We start from the raw sequence: 23811 nt of genomic DNA, 5'->3' as shown, positions 1-23811 counted from the left end.
GGAAGCAAACGGATCATGCAGACAAACCCGAGATACCTAGCCAGCGCCCGCATGGCGGCGCTACTGCTGCTGGCCACGCTGCTGAGCGGCTGCGGCATCAACAACATTCCGACCTACGACGAGCAGGTCAAGGCCACCTGGGCGCAGGTGGAGAACCAGTATCAGCGGCGCGCCGACCTGATCCCCAACCTGGTGGAAACCGTCAAGGGCTACGCCAAGCAGGAGCAGGACACGCTGGTGGCGGTGATCGAGGCCCGCGCCAAGGCCACTTCGATTCAGGTCGACGCCAGCACCCTCGACGATCCGCAGAAGATGAAACAGTTCGAGCAAGCGCAGCAGCAACTGAGCGGCGCGCTGAGCCGGCTGATGGTGGTCTCCGAGCGCTATCCGGATTTGAAATCGAACCAGAACTTCCTCGCCCTGCAATCGCAACTGGAAGGCACCGAGAACCGCATCGCGGTGGCGCGACGCGACTTCATCGCCTCTGTGGAGCGCTACAACACCGAGATCCGCACCTTCCCCGGGCGGCTCTGGCATAGCGTGATGTACAGCAACATGCCGGTACGCACCAACTTCGAAGCCACCGCCACAGCGGCGGAAAAAGCTCCCGAAGTGAAGTTTTGATGGGTAATTGGTTACGCCTGCCGCTGCTCCTGCTGTTCTGCGTCTGTGCCTTATCGGCCCAGGCGCAGCCTGAGTTCCCGCCGCTCAGCGGCCGGGTGGTCGATCAGGCCGGGCTGCTCGACGCGCAGACCAAGGCACGCCTGACCGAGCAGCTGGCCGCCCATGAACAGGCCAGCGGCGAACAGTTGGTGGTGGTCACCCTGCCCAATCTGCAAGGCAACGCCATCGAGGAGTTCGGCTATCAGCTCGGTCGCCACTGGGGCATCGGCCAGAAAGGCAAGGACAACGGCGCGCTGCTAATCATCGCCCGCGACGAGCGGAAAATCCGCATCGAGGTCGGCTACGGCCTGGAAGAGCGTCTGACCGATGCGCAGTCCTCGGTGATCATCCAGCAGTTCATCGCCCCAGCCTTCAAGGCCGGCAACTACGCCCAGGGCATCAGCGACGGGGTCGCGGCGATGATCCAGGTGCTCGGCGGCCAGCCGCTGGCCGAGAGCCGCCACGCACAACAATCCGATCAGCAAGAGCTGCCGCTGGCGCCGCTGCTGCTGTTTATCCTGATCATCGTCATCAGCATGTTCGGCCGGGGCGGCAGAGGCGGCAGAGGCGGTGGGCTGGGCGGCCTGCTGCTCGGCGGGCTGCTGGGTTCTGGCCTGGGTCGCGGTGGCGGTGGTGGTGGCGGCTTTGGCGGCGGTGGTGGTTTTGGCGGCGGTGGCGGCGGTTTTGGTGGCGGCGGCGCTTCGGGCGGCTGGTAATTCACTCCAACGAGTACACGAATTTCATGGCTTTATTGAGTGCTAGTGAACAACAACAGGTCGCCGAGGCGATCGCCCGGGTCGAGCGCGACACGGATGCCGAACTGGTCACCGTCCTGGCGCCGCGGGCCGACGATTACACCTATATCCCGCTGCTCTGGGCCAGTGTGGTGGCGTTGCTGGTGCCCGGCGCGATCAACTACCAGGCCGGCTGGCTGAGCACCCACGAACTGCTGGCCGTGCAGTGGGCGACCTTTATCGGCCTCGGCCTGCTATTTCGCATTCCGGCGCTGATGACCCGCCTGGTGCCTCGCCACATTCGCCACTGGCGCGCCGCGAACCTGGCGCGCCGGCAGTTCCTCGAGCACAACCTGCACCACACCAGCGGTGAGACCGGCATGCTGATCTTCGTCTCGGAGGCCGAGCGCTATGTGGAAATTCTGGTCGACCGAGGGATTTCCAGTCGTTTGCCCGACCCGACCTGGGAGGCGATCGTCGCGGCCTTCACCCAGCGACTGAAAGAAGGCCAGACCCTGCAGGGTTTTCTCGAGTGCATTCAGGCCTGCGGCGAACACCTCAAGGTACAGCTGCCCGCCACCCATTCACGCAACGAGCTGCCCAATCATCTGGTGATCCTGCCGTAGCCTGGAACCGCACCCTGCTCGCTCGTAGGGCGTACTCGCAAAGCAGTACGCCGCCGCCCGCACGCGGCGGACTAGGCTTTGCGCTCCTGAGTCCGCCCTACTCCACCGTCGCGCCATGTGGCTCAGGCGCCGCGGATTTTGCTCAGGGCGGCGCCGATCTTCGCCGCCGGGACTTTCTGCAAGCTGCACAGCAGGTCGTGGGAAACCTCGCGCAGGCCATGCTGGTCGCGCAGTCGCGCGGCCAGATGCAGGGTCAGGTTGGCGGCCATTTCGGCGTCGGCCAGGGCTCGGTGCGCGCGGCCGGTATCCGGCAGGTGCGCCCAGCGATTCAGCGTGCCGAGCTTGTGGTTGGGCGCCTCCGGCAACAGCCGGCGGGCCAGCAGCAGCGAACAGGCGAAGGCCTGCTGACGCTTGCGCCGAATCAGGCCCAGTTCCGCATCCCAGAACTTCTGGTCGAACGCCGCGTTATGCGCCACCAGCGGTGTGACGCCGACGAACTCGGCGACCTGCTGCATCACCTCGGCGGCCGGCGGCGCGCTGCGCAACATGGCATTACTGATGCCGGTGAGCTGCTCGATGAACGGCGGCACCCAGGCGCCGCTGTTCATCAGGCTCTGGTAACGGGCGACGATGCGCCCGTCCTCGACGATCACTGCGGCGATCTCGGTGGCGCGGCCATTCGGACCGGGGCTGATACCGGTGGTTTCAAAGTCGATGACGGCAATCGGTTCCACGCGTGAATCTCGGCAAATTGATAAACGATGATCTGAGGAAGGAATTGGTAGGAGCGAATTCATTCGCGAAGGGGTTGGCCGCGCCGTTATCCCCCGGCTCGCGGATAAATCCGCTCCTAAAAGGGCGCCATGCTCAATTTTTGAGCAGCAAGCTCCCTTGGATCGGCACATAACGACTGGCCGAGCGCACCAACGCCTGCGCGGTCAGCGCCTCGACGCCGTACACGCTGGCTTCGACGCCATCGCGGGCGCGCACCTTGTCGAGCAGGATGGCGAAGTCGCCATCGCCAGAGGCCAGGACGATTTCATCGACGCGTGGCGCGGCTTCCATGATGTCGATGGTGATGCCGACGTCCCAATCGCCCTTGGCCGAGCCGTCGCTGCGCTGGATGAACGGCTTGAGCTTCACCGTGAAACCGATGTTGCGCAGGATCTGCTGGAACTGCTGCTGCTTGGCATCGCCGCGCTCGATGGCGTAGGCGTAGGCCTCGACGATCTGTCCGCGCGCACTGATATCCGCCCACAGCGCGGCATAGTTGAAGTGGCAGCCATGGGCCTGGCGCACGGTGTAATAGAGGTTCTGCACATCGGCGAATACGGCGATTTTCTTCACCGAGAAATCCTTGCGGGTGGGAATACCCAGCAGTATGCCGAAATCTGCAGCGGCGCTGTCCATCGCCGGACGGGAAACCGCAAAAGCGCCTGGAAGACCCAAGCGGCTGCCCTGCCCCGCAAGACGCTCCTGGCAATCGAGGACCGTCGCGATATCACGCGGATGACATCCACCAGCGCGCGCCAAGTTGGAACCGACTTTAGCCATCGGCTACAGTGACGCCCTGCTTTCGCTGCGAACCTGTCGATGAATCCGCTCCCGATCCTTCGTGACTCCTGGTACTTCTTCGCCCGCCATATGGGCGCTATCGCCGTGCTGTGCCTGCCCTTGCTGGTGCTCGAATCGCTGACCCGCTACCTGCTGGTCGGCACGCTGACCGCTGACCCGTCGCCGGCCTATGAGCTGGTCACCAGCCTGCTGTTCTATCCGCTGTATACCGGCGCGCTGATCCTCTTCGTCGACACCCGCAGCCGGGGCCTGACGGTGCGCTATCGCGACTTGCTGGCGATGGCGTTGCAGCTGTGGCCGCGCTTCGCGGTGCTGTCGGCGCTGAGCACTGTGCTGATCATGGCCGGCGCCTCGCTGTTCATCCTTCCCGGGCTGTGGGTGATGATCAAGATTGCCTTCGCCGAATACCTGCTGGTGCTCGACAGGCTGACCCCGCTGGCGGCCATGCGGGAAAGCTTCCGCCTGACCCAGGGGCACTTCGTGACGATCTCGGCGTGCGTGCTGACCGTGATGCTGCCGCTGTGGTTGCTGGATGCTAGGAGCTTTCCCGAGCTAAAGGCCTGGGGCGATATCCCGGTGCTGATCCTCGACTGCCTGCGCGGTTTTCTGCAGCTGTTCGCCAGCGTGGTGGTCTTCCGCCTGTTCATGCTCGCCACGCCCGAGCGCGCCGCCGAACCATAGGCCTGGCGCGGCTAGCGCCTGCTCTGCGGCTTGAGCCCGGAAATCCGTGGCAACAGCACTCGCTCGAACAGCCGCGGGAAAAAGCGCGCCAGCAGGCGCGCCCGCCAATCGACATTCGACAGCACCAGCAGACGGCGCCGGCGCAGCGCGCCTTGATAGATCGCCTCGGCGACGTCCTGGGCACTGGCCACCTTACCCACCGCCAGCGGCGGCTGACGGGTCAGCGAGCCGTCGCCGACCAGCGCGTTCTTGCGCAAGTCGGTGGCGGTGAAGCCCGGACACACCAGCATGACGTTGACCCCCGAGCCCTTGATCTCGTAGCGCAAGGTATCGAACAGGCCGTGCAGCGCATGCTTGCTGGCGTTGTAAGCGCTGCGATAGAGCAGCGGGGTAAAGCCCGACAGCGAACTGAGCACGATGATCTGCCCCTGGCGCTGCAGCAGGCTGGGCAACGCCGCCCGCGTGCAATGCAGGGCGCCGAAGTAATTGACCGCCATGACCCGCTGGAACACCGCCAGTTCGGTGTCGGCAAACGTGCTGCGGTGGGTGATGCCGGCGTTGTTGACCAGCACATCGATGCCGCCGAAACGCTCGATCACCCGGGCGATCGCCTTACTCACCGCTTCGGCGTCGGCGACGTCGCAGCCCAGGCCGAGGGCTTCGCAGTTGAGGTGATCGGCGAGATGTTGGGTCAGGCTGTCCAGTTCGTGCTGATCGAGATCGAGCACCGCCAACCGCGCTCCGGCCTGGGCCATGCGCAAGACCAGCGCCCGGCCAATCCCCGCACAGCCGCCAGTGACCACCACGACTTTGCGTTCGAAGACCTTGCTGGCGAAAACCTTGCGGTACATGCGTCCCCTCGTGCGCTGCGGCGTTAGAACCTGTCTACGATCTGCTGCGCGTCGGTCAACCTGCGTTGAAAACGGTTTCGGAAAGCAGCTTGCTGCTAACGCGCTTTAGCGCGGCCCGAAGGGCGAGCGGAGCGAGTCATGCTCATTTACAACTCGTAAACTCCGCTTCCTCAACCGTTTTACTCACTACGCTCGCCCTACGGGCCAGCCTTCGGCTGTTACTCCGCTTCGCTGCGTTGCGCCTTGTTTGACTCTAGCTCGCGAGATCGTAAACAGGCTCTACAGGCTGTTATGCGTACCGTCGCAGCACGGCGGCGAATGGGTATGTTTGCAACCGCACAGGAACAAGGTCTCGTCCGTCTCTGCGTGGAACTTCAATGGCACGATCCCGCTGCCCTTGTGCGAGCCGTCGCAAAACGGCTGATTGGCACTGCGCCCGCAGCGGCACCAGAAGTAATCCTGACCGGCGCAGACCTCGACCGCGAAAGGACCGCGCTGGGCAATCACTACTTCGCTCATCATGGCGCTCCTCATGGACAGGTTGGGGACGGACCGGGCTCTCAGCTATGCTCCCTACGACTTTCAGCATAGCCCAAGCCCCTGACCGACCCTGCTTATGACCTTGTCTCGCGTGCTTCGCCCAATCCTCTTCAGCCTGTTGATTATCGCTACCAGCCTGTTCGCCCTGGTCTACATCATCACCTGGCATCCCGCGCCACGCGAAAACGTGCCGATCAGTTGCAGCAGCCAGCCGCAGGCGATGCTGCCCGGCCAGGCGCTCAAGGTGATGACCTGGAACGTCCAGTACCTGGCCGGCAAACGCTATGTGTTCTGGTACGACCTGGCCGACGGCAGTGGCCCGGACCTGCGGCCGACCGCCGAGGACCTGGCCTATACGCTCGACGAGGTGGCCCGGGTGATCCGCGACGAGGCGCCGGATGTGGTGCTCCTGCAGGAGCTGCACGAAGGCAGCAAGGCCACCGACTATCAGGACCAGCTCGGCCTGCTGCACGAACGCCTCAGCGATCTGTATCCGTGCAGCACCCAGGCGTTCTACTGGAAGGCGGCGTTCGTGCCGCACCCGAAGATTCTCGGCAGTATTGGCATGAAGCTCGCCACCCTCAGCCGCTATCCGATCAGCCGTGCCGAACGCCTGCAGCTGCCGCTGCCCGCTGCCGACCCGATCAGCCGGCAGTTCAACCTGAAACGCGCCTTGCTGGTCAATTACCTGCCGATTCGCGGCGGCGGTCAGGTCGCGCTGATCAATACCCATCTGGATGCCTTCGCCCAGGGCGATGACACCCTGCAGCGGCAGATCGCCATGAGTAGCAGTCTGCTCAATCAGCTGGAGGCGGAAAAAACGCCCTGGGTGTTCGCTGGCGACCTCAACCTGCTACCGCCCGGCCAATTCGACAAGCTGCCCGAGCGGCAACGCCGCTGGTACTCCGCGGCCAGCGAATTTACCGAGCTGGCGCACAAGTACCCGATGATCCCCAGCCTCGACGAAGCCAACGGGCGCGAACAGGCCGCCTGGTACACCCACTTTCCCAACGACCCGCAAATCGACGGGCCGGACCGGACCCTCGACTACCTGTTCCACAGCCCGCAACTGACCCGGCTGGCCGCCAACGTGCGCCAGAAAGACACCCTGCAGATCTCCGATCACTTGCCATTGATCGGCCGCTTCCTCCTGCCGGCGCCACACTGACGAAACGTACCTGACGGGGCTGGCCAAACGCCAAAAGCCCTGCACATACTGCATGGGCATCCTGCAAAAAGACGGCCACAGGCCGCTATGGTGTCCATGCGTATTGCGTACTTGATGTCTTTGCTCTGCCTACTACCCGCACTCCACACCACCCCTACGTTCGCCGCTGCCGCACCGCCGGTGATCGTCGGGTTCTATGATTTTCCGCCATCGATCTACACCGATGCCGAGGGTAAACCGCAGGGTCCCTTGGTCGAGGTGATGCACAAGGTTTTCCATCAGGCAGGCTATCCCATGGATGCCCGCGTGATGCCGAGTGCCCGGCTGTATGCCGGGATCCAGGATGGCAGCGTGCAGGTCTGGGTCGGTCCCCCCAAATCGGCACTCACCGAGCATGTGCTGCTGGGCCGCCACAAAATCAGCCAATTAGCGCTCAACCTGTATTACCGCGCCGACACGCCTGCACCGCAGGTTCCGGTTGATCTGATCGGCCGCGAAGTGGTGATGATCGGCGGTTACAAGTACTCGCCAGTGATCAATCGCTATCTGGATGACCCCAGCCTGCACATCATTCAGCATCGCACCCGCACGCATAGCGCGGCGTTGGAAATGCTCCTACGCCAGCGGGGCGATTACCTGCTCGACTATTCGGTGGTCGTCGACCAGGCGGCTGAGACCCTGGCTGTGCCAATGCCGGCGCATGTCGAAGTCGAGCGCTTGTTCATCCACTTTCAGGTTTCGCGCGCTCAGCCCAATGCGCAGAAGCTCCTCGACGATCTGGACCAGGCCTACCAGACGCTGCTGGAAGCCGGTGAAGACCTCAGCACGCCTGGCAATCCGGTCAATCAACGCCGCGGCTTGACCCGCGCCGTGGGTTCGGCGACCAGCGGATCGTCCGGCCAATAGTGCTTCGGGTAGCGCCCCTTGAGGTCTTTCTTGACCTCCAGGTAGGTGTTAGCCCAGAAACTCGCCAGATCCTGGGTGACCTGTACCGGGCGGCGCGCCGGCGAGAGCAGATGCAGCTTGACCACTTGCCGGCCGCCCGCGATGCGCGGCGTGTCGGCCAGGCCGAACAACTCCTGCAAACGCACCGCCAGCACCGGCGGCTGCTCCTGATAATCGACACGAATCTGCGAGCCGGACGGCACGCTGAGACTTTTCGGCGCCAACTCGTCGAGCCGCTGCGGCAGTGGCCAGGGCAGCAAGCCAGCCAGCATGCCGGGCAGATCGAGGCTGGCAAAGTGGCTGAGGCGGCTGACCTTGCCCAGATAGGGCAGCAGCCATTCTTCCAGGTTGGCGAGCAGCGCCGCATCGCTGACGTCCGGCCAGTCGCTAGCCGGCTGCCGGGCCAGATCGAGACCGCGCAGCAGGGCCAGGCGCGCCTGCCACTGGCGCAGTTCCGGGGTCCACGGCAACAGCTCCAGGCCCTTGCGCCGCACCAGCCCGAGCAAGGCCCGGCCACGCGCGGCTTCGTCGAGGCCGGTCAAGGGCTCGCGGCTGAGTACCAGCTCGCCGACCTTGCGCTGCCGCTCGGCGCGCAGCACGCCTTCGCGCTCGTCCCAGTCCAGCTCGTCGCGGTTGCTCACCTGCTCGGCGAGCACGCTGTCGAACAGCGCCGGATCGAGATCGGCCGCCAGATAAATGCGCTCCTCGCGCTGCCCCTGACGGCTGCCGAGGTCGGCAATCACCAGCCATTGCTGCTTCATCAACGCATCCGGCTCGCCGAACTGCGCCGCGCGGCCATTCGCCAGTCGATAGTCGCCACCGCCGGCACGGCGCTGCTGGGCGATGCGGTCGGGATAGGCGAAGGCCAGCAAGGCGCCGAGCCAATGCGGATCATGCGCATCGGCCGGCGCCATGACCGTCGTCTTCGGCAGCAAGTTGCGCAGTTGCCGGGCCACTTGCCGGACTCGTTGAATCGCGCCCTGCGCCCGGCCCCGCTCGCTGCCGTGGAGCAGTGCCAAACGGCTGTGCAAATCGGCGCCGCCACTGCGTTGCCCGCCGGGCAGAATGTCGCGCTCGCCCAGCAGGGCGGCGAGATCGCAGGCCAGCGCTGCCAGCCCCAGCGCTTGGCCGCGCAGCAGCAGATGGGCGAGGCGCGGATGGGTTGGCAAGCCGGCCATGGCCTGACCATGAGCGCTGAGCACGCCGCGTTCATCCAGCGCGCCGAGGCGTGTCAGCAAGTCGCGCGCCTGGGCGTAAGCCGCCGCCGGCGGCGCATCCAGCCACGCCAGCTCGTCCGGGCTGACGCCCCAGCGCGCCAGTTGCAAGGCCAGCCCGGCCAGATCGGCCTGGAGGATTTCCGCGCTGTCATAGGCCGCCAGCTGGTCATGCTGGGCCTGCGACCACAAGCGGTAGCACACCCCCGGCTGCAAGCGTCCGGCGCGGCCGGCGCGTTGCGTGGCGCTGGCCCGCGAGATGCGCTGGGTGAGCAAGCGGGTCATGCCGCTGCCCGGATCGAACCGCGGCACGCGCGCCAATCCGGCATCGACCACCACGCGCACCCCGTCGATGGTCAGGCTGGTCTCGGCAATATTGGTCGCCAGCACCACCTTGCGCAGGCCCGCCGGCGCCGGTTCGATGGCGGCGCGCTGGGCGCTCAACTCGAGTTCGCCATGCAACGGGCAGAGCAGAATGTCGCGCTGCTCGCCCAACGCCTCGGCCAAGCGCTCGTGCACGCGGCGGATTTCCGCCTGGCCGGGGAGGAACACCAGCAGGCTGCCGGGTTGTTCGGCCAATGCTTGCAAGACGGTCTGCACGACTTTCGGCTCGAGCGCCTCGCCGGGCTGATAAGGCACGCCCCACTGCGTCTCGACCGGAAACATGCGGCCTTCGCTGCGCAGCACCGGCGCAGCGTCGAGCAGCGCCGACAGGCGTTCGCCCTCCAGCGTCGCCGACATCAACAGCACCTTCAGCGGCGGCTCGTCGCGCAGCAGTTCGCGGCCGTTGAGGCACAAGGCCAGGGCCAGGTCGGCATCCAGGCTGCGTTCGTGGAACTCGTCGAAAATCACCAGGCCGACGCCCTCGAGCGCCGGGTCATCCTGCAAGCGGCGAGCGAGAATGCCTTCGGTGACCACTTCGATGCGCGTGCGCGGGCCGACCTTGCTGTCCAGGCGGATGCGATAGCCGACCGTTTCCCCGACCACCTCGCCCAGCTCGCTGGCCAGGCGCTCGGCCGCCGCCCGCGCCGCCAGGCGCCGCGGTTCGAGCATCACGATGGTTTGCCCGGCCAACCACGGCTCGTCGAGCAGCGCCAAAGGCACGCGGGTGGTTTTGCCGGCGCCGGGCGGCGCTTCGAGCACCGCCTCATGGCGCCGCGCGAGGGCCTCGCGCAACGCGGGCAGGATGCTGTCGATAGGTAACGCGAGCATTGGGGACTCCACACAGAGCGGCGATTATAGCGACGAACCGGCCGCGATCTGCTGCGGTCTTACTTCCAGCAGAGGCAAGCAAAGCGCCGTCTGCCGGCAGTTTTGTACTGAGTGAATTGATATAGTTGCGCGATCTGAATCAGGAGGTCCTTATGCGCTTGCAGTCCCGTGTTATCGGCGGTGTTTTGGTCGCCACCCTGCTCACTCAATTGAGCGCCTGTGGCACGTTGTTCTATCCCGATCGCCGTGGACAAATCGAAGGCAAGATCGACCCGGTGGTCACTGCCCTGAATGCGATCGGCATCCTGTTCTACGTGCTTCCCGGCCTGATCGCCTTCGGCGTCGACTTCGCCACTGGCGCCATTTACTTGCCTGACGGGCAAACCGCGCAGGTCGAGCCCGAGCAGCTGCAGCAGACCATCGGCGCCAACGGTCAGGTCGATCCGCTCAAGCTCAAGGCGCTGATCCAGGCGGAAACCGGCCACGATCTGCCGCTCGACGATCTGCGCCTGGTCCAGCAGCACGGCAGCCTGCAACAACTGGCCGCCTTCGGCCTGCAGCCGGCCGCCTGACTTGGCCCGCCGCCTGGCCTGTCACCTCGAGCGCCTGCTCGCCTACAACGGCTGGGCCAACCGGCGCCTGCTGGCGAGCCTGCGGGTGCTCGATGAGGCCAGTTACCGAGCACCCTGCGGGCTGTTTTTCGGCAGCCTGCACGGCACCCTCAATCACCTGGCGGTCGCCGATCGCCTGTGGCTGGCGCGGGTACGCGGCGAGCCGCAGCCGTTTACGCGGCTGGATGCCGAGGCCGCCGGCGACCTGGAAAGCCTCGCCGAGTTCCTCGCCGCCGGGCTCCGCGCCTGGCAGCAGTGGCTGAGCACGCAGGACGACGACAGCCTCGCCGCCAGCCTGCACTATCGCAGCGTCAGCAATGGCGAGCAGCAGCGCGGGCTGGCCGATATCGTCAGCCATCTGGTCAATCACGGCAGCCATCATCGTGGCCAGGCGACGGCCGCGCTGACCGCCATGGGCCAGCCCGCACCGGAGCTGGATTACATCTATTTCACGGCCGATCCCGCATGCCTTTGAGCGACCGCCACGTCCGCCTGCTGCGCCTGGCGACTCTCGCCTCGCTGGGCGTGGCGTGCATCCTGATCGTCAGCAAAGGCGTGGCCTGGTGGCTGAGCGGCTCGGTCAGTCTGCTCGCCGGGCTTACCGACTCGTTGCTGGATGGCGCAGCCTCGCTGATCAACCTGCTCGCCGTGCATTACGCCCTGCGCCCGGCCGATGAAGATCACCGCTATGGCCACGGCAAGGCCGAGGCGCTGGCCGGCATGGCCCAGGCGCTGTTCATTGCCATCAGCGCCGTGCTGATTGGCGTGCAGGCGGTCGAACGCTTGCAGCACCCGCAAGCGCTGGCCGCCACCGGCCTGGGCATCGCGGTGATGCTGCTGGCGCTAGCCCTGACGGTCGCGCTGCTGCTGTTCCAACACAAGGTGATCCGCCTGACCGGCTCCACGGCGATCCGTGCCGACTCGCTGCATTACCGTTCCGACCTTTTGCTCAATGCCAGCATTCTGCTCGCCCTGGTCCTTGGCGGGCTGGGTTGGCCGCAGCTGGACGCGCTGTTCGCCCTGGGGATCGCCTTCTACATCCTCTGGAGCGCGGTGCAGATCACCCGCGAGGCGGTCGCCGTACTGATGGATGAGGAGCTGCCCAGCGATGTCAGCGAGCGCATGCTCGAACTTGCCTGCGGCGTACCCGGCGTGCTCGGCGCCCACGATCTGCGCACGCGGGTTTCCGGCACCCATTGGTTCGTCCAACTGCATCTGGAGCTGCCGGCCGAACTGACCCTGAAACAAGCGCACGCCCTGTGCGATCAGGTCGAAACGGCGATTCACCTGCGCTATCCGCGCGCCGAAGTGCTGGTCCACGCCGAACCGATCGAGGCCGACGGCACCGCGTCGACCAGCGCTTAGCCAGTGCGCTAGAACAATCCCAAGCGCGGCGGCATGCTCCGCGCACCACAAAAAACAAGGAACGGCCCATGACCCTCTCACCCACCGCTATCGCCCTGCTCGGCCTGATCGCCTGGGGCCTGCTGCTGGCCTTGCTGATCCTCAACCAGCGCGGCTTGCTGGTGCTCAGCGGCAAAATGGCGGTGAATGCCTTCGCGCCCGACGGCAGCAACCTGCCCGGCTTTGGTCAACGTCTGGCGCGCGCGCATGCCAACTGCCTGGAAAACCTGCCGCTGCAGGTGGGCGTGCTGCTGTATGCCTTGCAGGCCGGGCAGACCGCGCTAACCGATCCCCTAGCGTTGACCCTGCTCAGCGCGCGGCTGTTCCAGACGGTGATGCATCTGCTCAGCACTGCACCGCTGTTCGTCTGGCTGCGCTTTGCCGGATTTCTCGTGCAGGTGGCGATTCTGATCTGGTGGTTGCTGCGTCTGAGCGGCTTGGCGTAAGCCGGCGCACAACCCTGCGCATAGCAAAGGGAGGCCGGCGGGTCTCCTTTTTTTTTTGCGCTGCGAGGTCTAAAAGCACCTGCCGATTAGCCCCCGCGCAGGCGTTAGCCTTCACATCCCCAGGTCCGCACGGTGCAGCTATTGCCACCACGGGATTGGCACTGCGAGATGGCGCCGCTTTGCGCGCCGCCCGAGGACCCGGCGGTCGCCCAACCATAGATGCTCGAACCCTGCTGCTGGTCGGCTGCATAGGCGGCGCACTCGCCGGCGAACTGCAGGACGACTTCACAATTACCACCGCATTCACCCAACGCCCGCTGCTGGGCCTCGCCGTAATCGGCGTAATTGTAAGAGAAGCCAAATTGCTCGCCCTGGTTGCTGTCGATCGCCAAAGCGCCGGCGGCAAAGCTCTGGGCGGCCGCCAGTGATAAGGCCAAGCCCAGGGTAATTGTGTGGAGCCGTTTAATCGTCCGCTGCATGTTGCCTCCTTGGAAGGGCGATCCACTCGGGTGGCGGATCACCCCCAGAGTAAATCCCGGTCGCGGCAAAAGCGATGCTGTTGTGCCATCACCGACTACCCCCTCCCACCCAACCCGCGCTTTCAGATGGCACCGTATCCCCCGCTGTTCTGGTCAACGGCAAAACCCTGCGCATAGCAAAAAGGGAGACCGGCGGGGTCTCCCTTTTTGCTGTCTGTCCCCTATCGGCGCTTGTGGCGCTGCTTGCCTCGCCTGCCTGATTGGGCAGTGCGGACCCGGTTGCCAGGACGCCCCGGTGGGAGCGGTGGCGCCGATCCGCCTGATTGGGCGGCTCGGGTGGACGAAGATGTCCGGGCCTTGAAACTGAGGTAAAGCTTAGGCCTTTCGCCGCAGCAGCGGCTTGCGAAAATTGTCCAATCAACTATTACTTGCGCAATTTTTATCTACAAATGCATTCTTAGGCGCAAGCAATCAATAAAAGATCGCAAACCATGAACAAACTAGACCGCTACGACCTGAACATTCTCGCCGAACTGCAGCGCGATGCGCGGATCTCCAATCAGGAATTGGCCGAACGTATCGGCCTGTCGCCGTCGCCTTGTTCGCGGCGGGTCAAGCAACTCGAGGACGATGGCTATATCGTCCGTCAGGTCGCCCTACTCGACCGCAAGAAGCTCGGCCTGAGCCTCACCGCGTTCGTGCTGATTGGCATGGACCGGCACACCCCGGAGCGCTTCGAGCACTTCCAGGAAGTCATCCGCAAATGCCCGGAGGTGCTGGAATGCAGCCTGGTCACCGGGATGGACGCCGACTACCAGCTCAAAGTGGTGGTACCGGACATGGACCATTACCAGAAGCTGCTGCTCGGCACCCTGACGCGCATCGAAGGGGTGTCCAGCGTGCGCTCCAGCTTCGTCCTCGACCACGTGATGTCCAGTACCGAACTGCCCCTGCAACATCTGCGCAGCTAGTGGCCTGCACGGTTAAGTCGTGCATTCAAGTTCGAGTGCCAGGGTTTGTCAGACAAGGCGCCATGCCGAGTCGTAGCAGAGCTACGGCGAGAAATGGCAACGCCGTATGGCGAAGTCTGGTGCCGAAATTGAGTATTCGAATTAGCCACGCCGGCCACTAATCTGCCAGGCGACGAAGCCCTGCCGCACGGCCAGGGCCTTCGCGTATAATCGCCGGCGTTTTGCCGTACCCCGCGTGGCCCGCCGCTAGAGCTCCGACAACAATCGCCCGCCCCTATTTCGCCAGTCACCGGCTGGCGCTGTCCTGTCTTTTGCCAAATTGCTTGAGGTCACGATGGAACCGGAACAGTTCGAAGCGCTGATGATGTACGTCCTGGTCGGCGGGTTGATGGTTTTCATGGCCTTCATCATCTGGGACCTGGCGAAAAAGTCCAAAGCCGGCCGCCTGGGCACCGCGATCCTGTTCCTCGGCCTGGGCCTGTGCTTGTTCGCCTTCCTGGCCAAGCCGCTGATCGGCTATGTCATCGAGGCGGCACGCGGCATTCCCACCTGACTCGCAGCACGCCGTATCGGCAACCTAGGTAGTTTTTCAACGGCCTGTTACGGCAAACGCGCCGGCACTTCGCGCCATTCGCCAAGACCCAGGCCATCCAGGCTCCACGGACCGATGCGCACGCGCACCAGACGCAGGGTCGGCAACCCGACCGCCGCGGTCATCCGTCGCACCTGTCGATTGCGCCCCTCGCGTATCACCAACTCCAGCCAACGGGTCGGAATGCTCTTGCGAAAGCGCACCGGCGGCTGGCGCTCCCACAAGGTTGGCTCGTCGATCTGCCGCGCCTCGGCGGGCAGGGTCGGCCCGTCATTCAGCTCGACTCCCTCGCGCAGGCGCTGCAACTGCTCGGCGCTCGGCTCACCTTCCACCTGCACCCAATAGGTCTTGGCCAGCTTGTGCTTGGGATCGGCGATGCGCGCCTGCAACTGGCCGTCATTGGTCAGCAGCAGCAGGCCTTCGCTGTCGCGGTCCAGGCGTCCGGCCGGATAGATGCCGGGGATCGCGATGAAATCCTTGAGCGTCGCGCGGCCCTGTTCGTCACTGAACTGGGTGAGCACGTCGAACGGTTTGTTGAACACGATTAGCCGCGGTTCGGCGGGCGGCGCCTTGGCGATGCGCCGGGGGGCCGGGCGGGAAACGCGGGGGGGACGAGGCATGGTTGCAAAAGGTTTCGGCGCTGCTGGCAGCGAGGAGCGGCCATGCTAGGTTGAGCACTCGCCAACAGCAAGAGCCCGAGCCGATATGCCACGCGCCGCACGCCCTATCTGGCTGCTCAATCTCCTTGCGCTGCTCGGCCGCGATGCGGGTTATCGCGGCGTGCCCAGCGATCATTTCGATGGCATGCGGTTTCGCAACCTGCAGCCAACGCCGCAAAAAAGTCTGCGCGAGCTACTCAAATGGCAACGCGAGCGGCCTCGGCAAACACCCTGGATCACCTTGTCGCCCGCCCCCGCCTCGCCCGTGGCAACGCGGGTCGACGGCGCCGAGCTGCGGGTTACCTACATCAATCACGCCACCGTGCTGCTGCAACTGCATGGCCTGAACATCCTCACCGATCCCCTCTGGTCGCAACGTGCCAGCCCGTTCAGCTTTATCGGCCCGCGCCGCCACCATCCGCCGGGGCTGAGCCTGGAGCAGTTGCCGCCCATCGATGTGATCCTGGTCAGCCACAACCATTACGACCATCTGGACCTGGGCACGCTGCGTCAGTTGGCCGAACGTTTTCCGGCGGCGCGGGTAATCACCGGGCTGGGCAATGGCGCACTGATTGGCACCTGCGGATTCGCCCAGGTCGACGAGCTGGACTGGTGGCAAACTCTGCCGCTCGGCGAGCAGCTGAGCCTGCACGGCGTGCCGGTGCAGCATTGGTCGGCGCGCGGGCGCAAGGACACCAACCAGACGCTGTGGCTGGGCTTCGTCCTCGACTCACCGCACGGCCCGCTGCTGTTCCCCGGCGATAGCGGCTTGGGGCCGGAATTTCAGCTGATCCGCCAACGCTTCGGCCCACTACGCTTCGCCGCCCTGCCAATCGGCGCCTATGAGCCGCGCTGGTTTATGCGCGACCACCACATGAACCCGGATGACGCGGTGCAGGCCCATCAACAGCTGGAGGCGCAGACCAGCATGGCGATCCATTTCGGCACCTTCCACCTGACCGACGAAGGCCAGTTGGACCCGCCGCGCGCCTTGACCCGCGCGCTGGCCGAGCGCGGCATCGAGCCACAGACCTTCCGCGCCCCAGCGCCCGGCGAGCAATGGACGGTCCCGGCGTTACTCACCGAGCACGTATAGCGGCGGCACGCGGCCTGGCCCGCGGGCAACACCTGGCAACGACCTGCGCCAACTGACCTAAGAACCTGCTTCGGATCTCGCGAGCTAGAGAAAAACAAGGCGCAACGCAGCGAAGCGGAGTAACAGCCGAAGGCTGGCCCGCAGGGCGAGCGTAGCGAGTAAAACGGCTGAGGAAGCGGAGTTTACGAGTTGTAAATGAGCATTCCGAAGCCGTTTTCAACGCAGCTTTTCCGACGCACAGCAGATTCGAGACAGGTTCTAAGGTTTAACCTCGAACTGAGCTCCCCAGCGGGTGTCTGCCCTTTACGTCCAGTGCAACCACGGAGGCCCTTCTCATGCCCAGCCGTCGTCACTTTATCCAGGGCGGCGTCAGTCTCGCCGCGTTGACTGCGCTGTCCTCATTCCTACCGCCGCAGACCTGGGCCGCCACTGCACCCTTGCTGCAGCGCAAGATTCCCAGCAGCGGCGAAAGCCTGCCGGTGATCGGCCTGGGCACCTCGCGGGTGTTCAATGTCGATCTGGAAGACGACGATCTGGCGCCGCTGGTGGCGGTGGTCCAGACCCTGTTCGCCGGGGGCGCCACGCTGATCGACACCGCGCCGAGCTATGGCGCCGCCGAGCAAGTCACCGGCGAACTGCTCAAGCGCAGCGGCAACCAGGCCAAGGCGTTTCTCGCCACCAAGCTGTCGTCCAGCGGTCGCGAGCGCGGGGCGGCGCAGTTCAAACTCAGCCAGGAAGCGCTGCAACGCGAGAAGATCGATCTGGTCCAGGTGCACAACCTGCAAGACACCGCCACGCAACTGGGTCTGCTGCGCGAACTCAAGCAGCAAGGCACGATCCGCTACATCGGCATCACCCATTACGTGGATTCGGCGCATGCCGACCTGATCGAGGTGCTGGAGCGCGAGAAAGGTATCGACTTCGTCCAGTTCAACTATTCGGTGGGCGAGCGCGGTGCCGAGCAGCGCCTGTTGCCGTACTGCGCCGAGCATGGCTTGGCGACCCTGATCAATCGCCCGTTCCAGCGCGCCGCGCTGCTCAGCAAGGTCAAAGGCCAGCCGTTGCCGGACTGGGCCGTCGACCTGCAGGCGACCTCCTGGGCGCAATTGCTGCTGAAGTTCATCCTCGCCCAGCCGGCGGTTACCACGGTCATCCCCGCCACCTCCAACCCGCGCTACATGGCCGACAACCTGGCGGCCGGCAGCGGGCCACTGCCGGATGCGGCGCTGCGCGAGAAGATCATTCAGGCGTTTGCCTGAGCCCTGTCACGTAGACATCGGCGTACTGCTGCGCGAGTACGCCCTACGCGGTTGCTCATCCGGCGAAATTAGTAGGGCGGGTGCAACCCGCCAATAGGGGGCGCCCCGCGGGTTGCACCCGCCCTACGCAGCTGAACGTCCGCACCAGCCAGTCCCCTCTCCCGTTTACGGGAGAGGGTTAGGGAGAAGGAGAGCTGCATGCCCGTGACTCAACGCCTGACCACCGCCATCAATGCCCGCCCCGGCGAGTTGGGCGCGGCGTTGGCGGGGTTTGCCCTGTTCTTCTGCCTGTTCGCCGGCTATTTCATGCTGCGTCCAATCCGCGAGGCGATGGGCATTCTCGGCGGGGTGGAGAACCTGCAATGGCTGTTCACCGCCACCTTCGTGGTCATGCTGCTGGCCGTGCCACTGTTTGCCTGGCTCAACTCGACGGTGCCGCGGCGGCGCTATGTCGACTGGGTGTACGGCTTCTTCATCCTCAACCTGCTGCTGTTCGCCGCGCTGTTCCAGGCCGGCGATTCGGTGTGGAGCGGGCGCGCCTTCTATGTGTGGATCTCGGTGTACAACCTGTTCGTCGTCTCGGTGGCCTGGAGCCTGATGGCCGACGTGTTCGACGCCATCCAGGCGCGCCGGTTGTTCGCCTTCATCGCCGCCGGGGCCAGTTGCGGCGGGCTGGCCGGGCCGGCGCTCGGCGCCCTGCTGATCGAGCGCCTCGGGCAGAGCGGCCTGACCCTGCTGGCCGCCGCACTGCTGGCCGCGACCCTGCCGGCCAAGCATTTCTTGATGACCTGGCGCGAGCACGGCGGCGCGGGCCGAGCCAATGCCGCGCCCAACGGCATGCCCCTTGAAAGCACGCGCCAGCCGGTCAGCGGCAACCCGTTCAGCGGCATCGGCCTGGTGTTGCGCTCGCCCTATCTGCTGGCGGTCGGCGCCTTCGTCATCCTGCTCGCCACCGCTAGCACCTTCCTGTACTTCGAGCAGGCGCGCCTGGTGGCCGAGAGGTTCCCCGAACGCGACACGCAGATTCGCGTGTTCAGTTTGCTGGATTTCACCGTGCAGGCGCTGTCGCTGGCGGCGCAGCTGTTTATCGCCGGGCGATTAGCGGAGCGCTACGGCCTGCGCGCGCTGCTCGCCGGAGTGCCGGCGCTGGTGTGCCTGGGTTTCCTCGCCCTGGCGCTGGCGCCGACCTTCGCCGTGCTGGCGGCGGTGATGGTGGTGCGGCGGGTCGGCGAGTACGCCTTCGTCCGCCCCGGCCGCGAGATGCTCTTCGCGCCGCTGGATGCGCAGACCAAGTACAAGGCGAAGAACTTCATCGACACGGTGATCTACCGCGCCGGCGACGCCCTCAGCGCCTGGGCCAAGGCGCTGCTCGACGGCCTCGGCGCCGGCGTGCTGCTGGCGGCATTGGCCGGCGCGGTGTGCGCGGCGGTCTGGGGCGGACTGGGCTGGTATCTGGGCGGGCGCGATGGGGAGCGGCGCAACAGCCCGTAGCCCGGATGCAATCCGGGGAAACCGGCGACTCCGCCCCCGGATTGCATCCGGGCTACAGACCAGTCCCCTCTCTCGTTTACGGGAGAGGGTTAGGGAGAGGGGCTTTTCGAGATCGCCGGCTGCCAGCCGCGCAGGAACAGGGCAATGGCGCGGCGCACCCGCGCCTGCTTGGCGGCATCCAGGCCGGGCGTCTCGCGCCCCTGCACGGCACCGAAGAACGGGAACGCCGCCACCGCCTGCATGAACTGCTCGGCGACGAAACGGGCGTCGTCCTCGGCCCCGTCGGCGGCGAACACACCTTCCAGCGCCTGCACCGCATCGGCGATGGCGAAGTCGGCGACGCTGCGCGCCAACTCGGGAAAACGCGCCACCTCGGCGATGGTCAGGCGGTACAGGGCGATCACGTCCGGCTCGAGAATCCAGCCCAGCAACTGGGTGGCCACCCGGTACAGGCGCTCTTCCAGCGGCAGGTCGGCGGGGGCGACGTCCTCGGCCGGGCGCACGTAACGGCGCACGTAGCGCAGGATCACCGCCTCGAACACCTGCGGTTTGCCGGGGTAGCGGCTGTAGAAGGTGCGCTTGGAAATGCCGGCCGCGGCGGCGATGGCCTCGACGCTGGTGGCGCCGAAGCCCTGCTCCATGAACAAGCGGGTCGCCGCGTCGAGCACCCGGTCGGTCAGCCGCTCGGCTTCTTCCAGCGAGGGCCTTCCGCTGCGGCGCGGCGCGGCTTGTTCGGCGCCTGTCTCTGTTGCCATCACCAATATCCGGCTGAACTGAAGTGCGGCGCATGGTGGCATTTCCGCCGAACGGGCACCAGCGAGCGCGCTTGCATTCAGGGCACGGATCGGGATAAATGAAACGGTATCGTTTACTTTACCCGCGATCCTCATAACAACAACTCATCATCCCGGAGCCATCGCCATGTCTGTTACCACTACCGATCTGCTGGACCGCGCGCCGCACCCCGTGCTCAACCACCGCGCCATCCTCGAGCGCTTCGGCGCCGACCAGCTCGAGCTGCTGCTGGAGATGGCCATGCTCGGCGACCCGCTGGCCGACGCGGTGATCGCCGAGCAGCGCGGCCTGGCGCAGGCGAACCGCGCCGCCGCCCAGGGCATCGCCCATGGCCTGGCCAGCCTGGAACAGGCGCCGCCGGCCCTGCGCGCGCTGCTCGAACAGGCCGAGAGCGTGCCGGAATGGGTCGACGCCGCGCGCATCCGCAAGGGCGCCGAGGCCTATCTGTCGGTCGGCCTGGAGTGGCTGACCATCTCCCTCGGCCCCGGCTCGCTGGCGCACACCTACAGTTCGCCGGCCATCGCCAAGGTGTTGATGGCCACCGGCAGCCTGGACAGCCGCGCCGAGCGCCGGTTGGTGGAAACCGCGGTATGGAACCATCAAGTCGCCCGCCCCGACGGCCTGGCGCGCGGTGGCCGCGGCTACGTGCACAGCCTGCAGGTGCGCCTGCTGCACGCACGGGTGCGCGGCGGTCTGCTGAACAAGGGCTGGCCGCAGGCGACACTCGGCATGCCGATCAACCAGCTCGACCTGGCCCGTACCTGGCTGGACTTCACCTATGTGCCGTTCAACGCCCTGCAGAAGGTCGGTATCGACTTCGATGCCGAGGAATTCGCCGACCTCTATCACCTCTGGCAGTTGATCGCCCACCTGCTCGGGGTCGACCCGCGCCTGTATCGCCTGGCCCACGACCAGCAGTCCGGCGCCGAACTGCTGGCCCTGATCGACGCCAGCATCGCCGCCCCAGACCACCATTCGCGGCAACTCACCAGCAAGATGTTGCAAGCTCTCGGCCAGCGCCTGCAGCCAGCCCTGCAGATGGCCGAGGAAGACGCGGTGCTGCTGATGCACAGCGTCTGCCGGCTGTTCCATGGCGACCAACTCGCCGACCAGCTGGGCGCCGAGTCGAACTGGACTGCAGCCATGCTGCCGGCCCTGACCGAAAAGAATCGCGCGCAACGCCAGCTTGAGCGGCACAACCCGGAGCTGCGCCGACAGAAGATCGAAAAGACCCTATTGGCCTTTGACCAGGCCGACGGCGCAGTGGAGGGCGCCACCGCCTACCAGGACAATCTGGCCGCGCCAGCAGCGGAAACCCTGACGGGTTAAAGTGTCCAGGTGCCAAGCCGGCCGGCGGCGAAAACCCGCGTAACAACTGCCTCGGCTCGGCCAGCCACGCCAGGCGACCATGCATATTTTTTGGCCCTTGGCGCTAACCGGGGAGCGCATGCCGCCGTCTATGCTTACAGGTCGTTTGCGCTAACAACAAAATCTTGGAGCCTCCATGTCCCTGTCTAGCTTTGCCCGCCACCGCCGCACCCTGCTGGCCAGTCTGATCGCCGCCACCCTCAGCCAGCCGCTGCTGGCCGCCGAATCGAGCAAGCCGGCCAGCGCCATCACCACGACGAAGAACGCCGAAGTGCTGAAGGTTCTGCCGTTCACCGATCGTGCCGACTACGAGTCGGCCCAGCGCGGGCTGATCGCCCCGTTCACCGGGCAGATCAAGAACGCCGCTGGCCAGGTGGTCTGGGATATCGACGCCTACCAGTTCCTCGACGCCGACCAGGCGGCCGCCAGCGTCAACCCGAGCCTGTGGCGCCTCGCCCAGCTGAACAAGTACGCCGGCCTGTTCGAAGTCGCGCCGAAGATCTACCAGATCCGTGGCATGGACGTGTCGAACATGACCATCGTCGAAGGCGATGACGGCCTGCTGATCATCGACCCGCTGACCGTCAGCGAAACGGCCAAGGCCGGCATGGACCTGTACTTCAAGCATCGCCCGAAGAAACCGGTAGTCGCGGTGGCCTACAGCCACAGCCATGCCGACCACTTCGGCGGCGTGCGCGGCGTGGTCAACGAGGCCGACGTCAAAGCCGGCAAGGTAAAAATCTTTGCCCCAGCTGGCTTCATGGAACATTCCGTCAGCGAAAACATCTTCGCCGGTAATGCCATGCTGCGGCGCTCGCAGTTCCAGTTCGGCTCGCTGCTGCCACGTGGCGATCAAGGCCAGGTCGAGGCAGGCATGGGCAAGACCGTACCGGGCGGCGGCACCATGACGCTGATCGCGCCGACCGACCTGATCAAGAAAGACTACGAAACCCACACCATCGCCGGTCTCCAGGTAGAGTTCCAGCTCACCCCAGGTACCGAAGCACCGGCGGAGATGAACTTCTTCTTCCCGCAGCTGCGCGCGGTGTGCATGTCTGAAAACACCACGCAGATGATGCACAACATCCTCACCCCGCGTGGCGCGCAGGTGCGTGATGCCAAAGCCTGGGCGGAATACATCGACTCATCCATCCAGCGCTACGGCGACAAAACGGACGTGATGTTTGTCTCGCACAACTGGCCGGTATGGGGCACCGAGCGCATCAGCTCCTTCCTCGCCGACCAACGCGACATGTACGCGTTCCTCAACGACCGCACCCTCAACCTGGCGAACAAGGGCCTGACGCCCACCGAGATCGCCGCGAAGATGGACAAGTTGCCCGGCGACCTCGCTCAGAAGTGGTACCTGCGCGGCTACTACGGCTCGCTCAGCCACAACTCGAAGGCCGTCTATCAGCGTTACCTGGGCTGGTACGACGCCAACCCGAGCAACCTCAACCCGCTGCCGCCGAGCGAGGCCGGCAGCCACTACGTCGAAGCGCTCGGCGGCGCGGAGGCGGTGCAAAAGCTGATGAAGGCGGCGATCGACAAGGGCGACTACCGCTGGGCCAGCATGCTCGGCAACCACTTGGTATTCGCCCAGCCAGACAACCAGGAAGCGAAGAACCTGCAGGCCGACGCCCTCGAGCAACTCGGCTACCAGGCCGAGAACGCACTGTGGCGCAACATGTACCTGACCGCGGCGATGGAGCTGCGTAACGGCGTTCCCAAGACCGGGGCGCGGACAAATACCGCCGACCTGATCAAGGCGATGACGCCGAAGATGTTCCTCGACTACCTGTCCGTGCGTGTCGACAGCGACAAGGCCCAGGGCCACGACATGGTGATGAACTGGGCGTTCGACGACCTTGACCAGGAATATGCGCTGAACCTGCGCAATGGCGTGCTGACCCAGCGCGAAGGTGCCAACGCCAAGGCCGACGTGACCGTCCGACTGGACAAGGCCACCCTGGACAAGATCAGCCTGCGCCAGCTGGACTTCCCGACCGCCATCAAGCAGGGCGACATCAAGCTTGAAGGCAACGGCAAGAAGCTCGGCGAGTTCCTCGGTCTGCTCGACAGCTTCGACCCGCAGTTCAACATCGTCACGCCATAAGCTGAGGTGCCGGTGCGCCTAAGCGCATCGGCAACCGGCATGGCACGTGGGTTGGTTTAACTCGCGATTGACGTGCAGCGCGAAACCCTCGCGGCCATGGGTGGTTCCTAAGCGTTTTTAGGAGCCGCCCATGGCCGCGATTGCATTACGACGACCGCTTGGCGTGCCACATTTCTCCGCCCATGGAGGAAAATCCGCCCCACCACAGTGCACCCCCAGCCACCTACTCGAATAACCTGACCCTTTGCACAGTTACGGCTTGTCTGAACGCGGCCAGTGAGTTATCAGTTCTGTCGCCCGTTTCCTGAAAAAGTC

Annotated in this window: 25 protein-coding genes; 17 read left to right on the top strand and 8 right to left on the bottom strand. The window is 65.2% G+C overall.

All coding sequences use genetic code 11. The annotated features are described in order from the left end of the window. The first annotated feature begins 15 nt into the window (after positions 1–15). The 3 genes from NVV93_RS03175 to NVV93_RS03165 are packed head-to-tail and all read left to right on the top strand — an operon-like array spanning position 16 to position 2023. Entirely contained in the window at positions 16–624 is a 609-nt protein-coding gene (locus tag NVV93_RS03175) for a LemA family protein (protein WP_258253016.1), read from the top strand. Further along, positions 624–1379, top strand: coding sequence for a YgcG family protein (locus NVV93_RS03170; protein ID WP_258253015.1), 756 nt, complete (start codon positions 624–626; stop codon positions 1377–1379). The genes NVV93_RS03175 and NVV93_RS03170 overlap by 1 nt, the downstream gene beginning before the upstream one ends. A 26-nt stretch (positions 1380–1405) precedes the next feature. Beyond that, positions 1406–2023 (top strand): TPM domain-containing protein, encoded by a 618-nt coding sequence (locus NVV93_RS03165; protein ID WP_258253014.1) that lies wholly within the window; start codon positions 1406–1408, stop codon positions 2021–2023. Positions 2024–2145: 122 nt separating this feature from the next. On the opposite strand, the gene NVV93_RS03160 is transcribed toward NVV93_RS03165, so the two are convergent. Beyond that, positions 2146–2757, bottom strand: a complete 612-nt coding sequence (locus tag NVV93_RS03160; protein ID WP_258253013.1) for a PolC-type DNA polymerase III — start codon at positions 2755–2757, stop codon at positions 2146–2148. Positions 2758–2890: 133 nt separating this feature from the next. Next, positions 2891–3370 carry an NYN domain-containing protein gene (locus tag NVV93_RS03155; RefSeq protein ID WP_258254272.1) on the bottom strand — a complete coding sequence of 160 codons (480 nt, stop codon included), beginning with the start codon at positions 3368–3370 and terminating at the stop codon, positions 2891–2893. Between the two features lie 246 nt (positions 3371–3616). Between NVV93_RS03155 and NVV93_RS03150 the strand changes: the two genes are divergently transcribed. Continuing rightward, the gene (locus tag NVV93_RS03150; RefSeq protein WP_258253012.1) at positions 3617–4279 is read left to right on the top strand and encodes a YciC family protein; all 663 of its coding nucleotides are present in this window, start codon (positions 3617–3619) and stop codon (positions 4277–4279) included. Positions 4280–4290: 11 nt separating this feature from the next. Here NVV93_RS03150 and NVV93_RS03145 read toward each other — a convergent pair whose 3' ends face one another. Both NVV93_RS03145 and NVV93_RS03140 read right to left on the bottom strand, forming a co-directional pair. Then, positions 4291–5130, bottom strand: a complete 840-nt coding sequence (locus tag NVV93_RS03145; RefSeq protein WP_258253011.1) for an SDR family oxidoreductase — start codon at positions 5128–5130, stop codon at positions 4291–4293. A gap of 279 nt (positions 5131–5409) precedes the next feature. Further along, positions 5410–5649 carry a CDGSH iron-sulfur domain-containing protein gene (locus NVV93_RS03140; protein WP_258253010.1) on the bottom strand — a complete coding sequence of 80 codons (240 nt, stop codon included), beginning with the start codon at positions 5647–5649 and terminating at the stop codon, positions 5410–5412. Between the two features lie 97 nt (positions 5650–5746). Between NVV93_RS03140 and NVV93_RS03135 the strand changes: the two genes are divergently transcribed. Both NVV93_RS03135 and NVV93_RS03130 read left to right on the top strand, forming a co-directional pair. Continuing rightward, positions 5747–6838, top strand: a complete 1092-nt coding sequence (locus tag NVV93_RS03135; RefSeq protein ID WP_258253009.1) for an endonuclease/exonuclease/phosphatase family protein — start codon at positions 5747–5749, stop codon at positions 6836–6838. Positions 6839–6934: 96 nt separating this feature from the next. Then, positions 6935–7744: an ABC transporter substrate-binding protein gene (locus tag NVV93_RS03130; RefSeq protein WP_258253008.1), complete on the top strand. Its 810-nt coding sequence runs from the start codon at positions 6935–6937 to the stop codon at positions 7742–7744. Here NVV93_RS03130 and hrpB read toward each other — a convergent pair. Continuing rightward, positions 7684–10209 (bottom strand): ATP-dependent helicase HrpB, encoded by a 2526-nt coding sequence (gene hrpB, locus NVV93_RS03125; protein ID WP_258253007.1) that lies wholly within the window; start codon positions 10207–10209, stop codon positions 7684–7686. The two genes, NVV93_RS03130 and hrpB, sit on opposite strands and share 61 nt — an antisense overlap. 152 nt (positions 10210–10361) lie before the next feature. Here hrpB and NVV93_RS03120 point away from each other — a divergent pair, with 152 nt between their 5' ends. The 4 genes from NVV93_RS03120 to NVV93_RS03105 all read left to right on the top strand — a co-directional run bounded on the left by NVV93_RS03120 (position 10362) and on the right by NVV93_RS03105 (position 12670). Further along, positions 10362–10781 carry a polyribonucleotide nucleotidyltransferase gene (locus NVV93_RS03120; protein ID WP_258253006.1) on the top strand — a complete coding sequence of 140 codons (420 nt, stop codon included), beginning with the start codon at positions 10362–10364 and terminating at the stop codon, positions 10779–10781. A 1-nt stretch (position 10782) separates the two neighbouring features. Continuing rightward, positions 10783–11295 (top strand): DinB family protein, encoded by a 513-nt coding sequence (locus NVV93_RS03115; protein WP_258253005.1) that lies wholly within the window; start codon positions 10783–10785, stop codon positions 11293–11295. After that, positions 11286–12185, top strand: coding sequence for a cation diffusion facilitator family transporter (locus tag NVV93_RS03110; RefSeq protein WP_258253004.1), 900 nt, complete (start codon positions 11286–11288; stop codon positions 12183–12185). Before NVV93_RS03115 ends, NVV93_RS03110 begins: the two co-directional genes overlap by 10 nt. A 68-nt stretch (positions 12186–12253) precedes the next feature. Continuing rightward, positions 12254–12670: an MAPEG family protein gene (locus tag NVV93_RS03105; RefSeq protein WP_258253003.1), complete on the top strand. Its 417-nt coding sequence runs from the start codon at positions 12254–12256 to the stop codon at positions 12668–12670. A 104-nt stretch (positions 12671–12774) separates the two neighbouring features. Here the strand turns inward: NVV93_RS03105 and NVV93_RS03100 are convergent, their stop codons facing one another. Further along, entirely contained in the window at positions 12775–13149 is a 375-nt protein-coding gene (locus NVV93_RS03100) for a DUF4189 domain-containing protein (RefSeq protein ID WP_258253002.1), read from the bottom strand. A gap of 491 nt (positions 13150–13640) precedes the next feature. Between NVV93_RS03100 and NVV93_RS03095 the strand changes: the two genes are divergently transcribed. Together NVV93_RS03095 and NVV93_RS03090 are read left to right on the top strand one after the other, a co-directional pair. Beyond that, positions 13641–14120, top strand: a complete 480-nt coding sequence (locus tag NVV93_RS03095; protein ID WP_258253001.1) for an Lrp/AsnC family transcriptional regulator — start codon at positions 13641–13643, stop codon at positions 14118–14120. A gap of 334 nt (positions 14121–14454) precedes the next feature. Beyond that, complete coding sequence (locus tag NVV93_RS03090; protein ID WP_258253000.1) at positions 14455–14673, top strand: DUF2788 domain-containing protein; 219 nt, start codon at positions 14455–14457, stop codon at positions 14671–14673. A 47-nt stretch (positions 14674–14720) separates the two neighbouring features. Here the strand turns inward: NVV93_RS03090 and NVV93_RS03085 are convergent, their stop codons facing one another. Then, on the bottom strand, positions 14721–15290 hold the full coding sequence (locus tag NVV93_RS03085; protein ID WP_258254271.1) for a pseudouridine synthase: 570 nt from the start codon (positions 15288–15290) through the stop codon (positions 14721–14723). Positions 15291–15417: 127 nt separating this feature from the next. On the opposite strand from NVV93_RS03085, the gene NVV93_RS03080 reads away from it, so the two are divergent. The 3 genes from NVV93_RS03080 to NVV93_RS03070 all read left to right on the top strand — a co-directional run bounded on the left by NVV93_RS03080 (position 15418) and on the right by NVV93_RS03070 (position 19217). After that, entirely contained in the window at positions 15418–16467 is a 1050-nt protein-coding gene (locus NVV93_RS03080) for an MBL fold metallo-hydrolase (RefSeq protein WP_258252999.1), read from the top strand. A 335-nt stretch (positions 16468–16802) separates the two neighbouring features. After that, complete coding sequence (locus tag NVV93_RS03075; protein WP_258252998.1) at positions 16803–17726, top strand: aldo/keto reductase; 924 nt, start codon at positions 16803–16805, stop codon at positions 17724–17726. 198 nt (positions 17727–17924) lie between these two features. Beyond that, on the top strand, positions 17925–19217 hold the full coding sequence (locus NVV93_RS03070) for an NTP/NDP exchange transporter (protein WP_258252997.1): 1293 nt from the start codon (positions 17925–17927) through the stop codon (positions 19215–19217). An 89-nt stretch (positions 19218–19306) separates the two neighbouring features. Here the strand turns inward: NVV93_RS03070 and NVV93_RS03065 are convergent, their stop codons facing one another. Next, positions 19307–19972 (bottom strand): TetR/AcrR family transcriptional regulator, encoded by a 666-nt coding sequence (locus NVV93_RS03065; protein WP_258252996.1) that lies wholly within the window; start codon positions 19970–19972, stop codon positions 19307–19309. 166 nt (positions 19973–20138) lie between these two features. On the opposite strand from NVV93_RS03065, the gene NVV93_RS03060 reads away from it, so the two are divergent. Both NVV93_RS03060 and NVV93_RS03055 read left to right on the top strand, forming a co-directional pair. Further along, positions 20139–21341, top strand: coding sequence for an oxygenase MpaB family protein (locus NVV93_RS03060; protein ID WP_258252995.1), 1203 nt, complete (start codon positions 20139–20141; stop codon positions 21339–21341). A gap of 175 nt (positions 21342–21516) precedes the next feature. Beyond that, positions 21517–23496 carry an alkyl/aryl-sulfatase gene (locus tag NVV93_RS03055; protein WP_258252994.1) on the top strand — a complete coding sequence of 660 codons (1980 nt, stop codon included), beginning with the start codon at positions 21517–21519 and terminating at the stop codon, positions 23494–23496. Positions 23497–23811 lie beyond the last annotated feature (315 nt).

It is taken from the genome of Pseudomonas sp. LS44 (genome assembly GCF_024730785.1).
Taxonomy (GTDB): domain Bacteria; phylum Pseudomonadota; class Gammaproteobacteria; order Pseudomonadales; family Pseudomonadaceae; genus Aquipseudomonas.
The sequence above is the reverse complement of the archived record's forward strand: the minus strand, read 5'-3'. Positions and strand labels throughout refer to the sequence as shown.

What these genes read in the sequence shown, in the direction of transcription:
- NVV93_RS03110 (WP_258253004.1), top strand. Translation starts at nt 11,286, where the DNA reads ATGCCTTTGAGCGACCGCCACGTCCGCCTGCTGCGCCTGGCGACTCTC.
- NVV93_RS03175 (WP_258253016.1), top strand. Translation starts at nt 16, where the DNA reads ATGCAGACAAACCCGAGATACCTAGCCAGCGCCCGCATGGCGGCGCTA.
- NVV93_RS03080 (WP_258252999.1), top strand. Translation starts at nt 15,418, where the DNA reads ATGCCACGCGCCGCACGCCCTATCTGGCTGCTCAATCTCCTTGCGCTG.
- hrpB (WP_258253007.1), bottom strand. Translation starts at nt 10,209, where the DNA reads ATGCTCGCGTTACCTATCGACAGCATCCTGCCCGCGTTGCGCGAGGCC.
- NVV93_RS03055 (WP_258252994.1), top strand. Translation starts at nt 21,517, where the DNA reads ATGTCCCTGTCTAGCTTTGCCCGCCACCGCCGCACCCTGCTGGCCAGT.
- NVV93_RS03145 (WP_258253011.1), bottom strand. Translation starts at nt 5,130, where the DNA reads ATGTACCGCAAGGTTTTCGCCAGCAAGGTCTTCGAACGCAAAGTCGTG.
- NVV93_RS03095 (WP_258253001.1), top strand. Translation starts at nt 13,641, where the DNA reads ATGAACAAACTAGACCGCTACGACCTGAACATTCTCGCCGAACTGCAG.
- NVV93_RS03065 (WP_258252996.1), bottom strand. Translation starts at nt 19,972, where the DNA reads ATGGCAACAGAGACAGGCGCCGAACAAGCCGCGCCGCGCCGCAGCGGA.
- NVV93_RS03170 (WP_258253015.1), top strand. Translation starts at nt 624, where the DNA reads ATGGGTAATTGGTTACGCCTGCCGCTGCTCCTGCTGTTCTGCGTCTGT.
- NVV93_RS03130 (WP_258253008.1), top strand. Translation starts at nt 6,935, where the DNA reads ATGCGTATTGCGTACTTGATGTCTTTGCTCTGCCTACTACCCGCACTC.
- NVV93_RS03060 (WP_258252995.1), top strand. Translation starts at nt 20,139, where the DNA reads ATGTCTGTTACCACTACCGATCTGCTGGACCGCGCGCCGCACCCCGTG.
- NVV93_RS03135 (WP_258253009.1), top strand. Translation starts at nt 5,747, where the DNA reads ATGACCTTGTCTCGCGTGCTTCGCCCAATCCTCTTCAGCCTGTTGATT.
- NVV93_RS03100 (WP_258253002.1), bottom strand. Translation starts at nt 13,149, where the DNA reads ATGCAGCGGACGATTAAACGGCTCCACACAATTACCCTGGGCTTGGCC.
- NVV93_RS03120 (WP_258253006.1), top strand. Translation starts at nt 10,362, where the DNA reads ATGCGCTTGCAGTCCCGTGTTATCGGCGGTGTTTTGGTCGCCACCCTG.
- NVV93_RS03165 (WP_258253014.1), top strand. Translation starts at nt 1,406, where the DNA reads ATGGCTTTATTGAGTGCTAGTGAACAACAACAGGTCGCCGAGGCGATC.
- NVV93_RS03075 (WP_258252998.1), top strand. Translation starts at nt 16,803, where the DNA reads ATGCCCAGCCGTCGTCACTTTATCCAGGGCGGCGTCAGTCTCGCCGCG.
- NVV93_RS03150 (WP_258253012.1), top strand. Translation starts at nt 3,617, where the DNA reads ATGAATCCGCTCCCGATCCTTCGTGACTCCTGGTACTTCTTCGCCCGC.
- NVV93_RS03090 (WP_258253000.1), top strand. Translation starts at nt 14,455, where the DNA reads ATGGAACCGGAACAGTTCGAAGCGCTGATGATGTACGTCCTGGTCGGC.
- NVV93_RS03105 (WP_258253003.1), top strand. Translation starts at nt 12,254, where the DNA reads ATGACCCTCTCACCCACCGCTATCGCCCTGCTCGGCCTGATCGCCTGG.
- NVV93_RS03070 (WP_258252997.1), top strand. Translation starts at nt 17,925, where the DNA reads ATGCCCGTGACTCAACGCCTGACCACCGCCATCAATGCCCGCCCCGGC.
- NVV93_RS03140 (WP_258253010.1), bottom strand. Translation starts at nt 5,649, where the DNA reads ATGAGCGAAGTAGTGATTGCCCAGCGCGGTCCTTTCGCGGTCGAGGTC.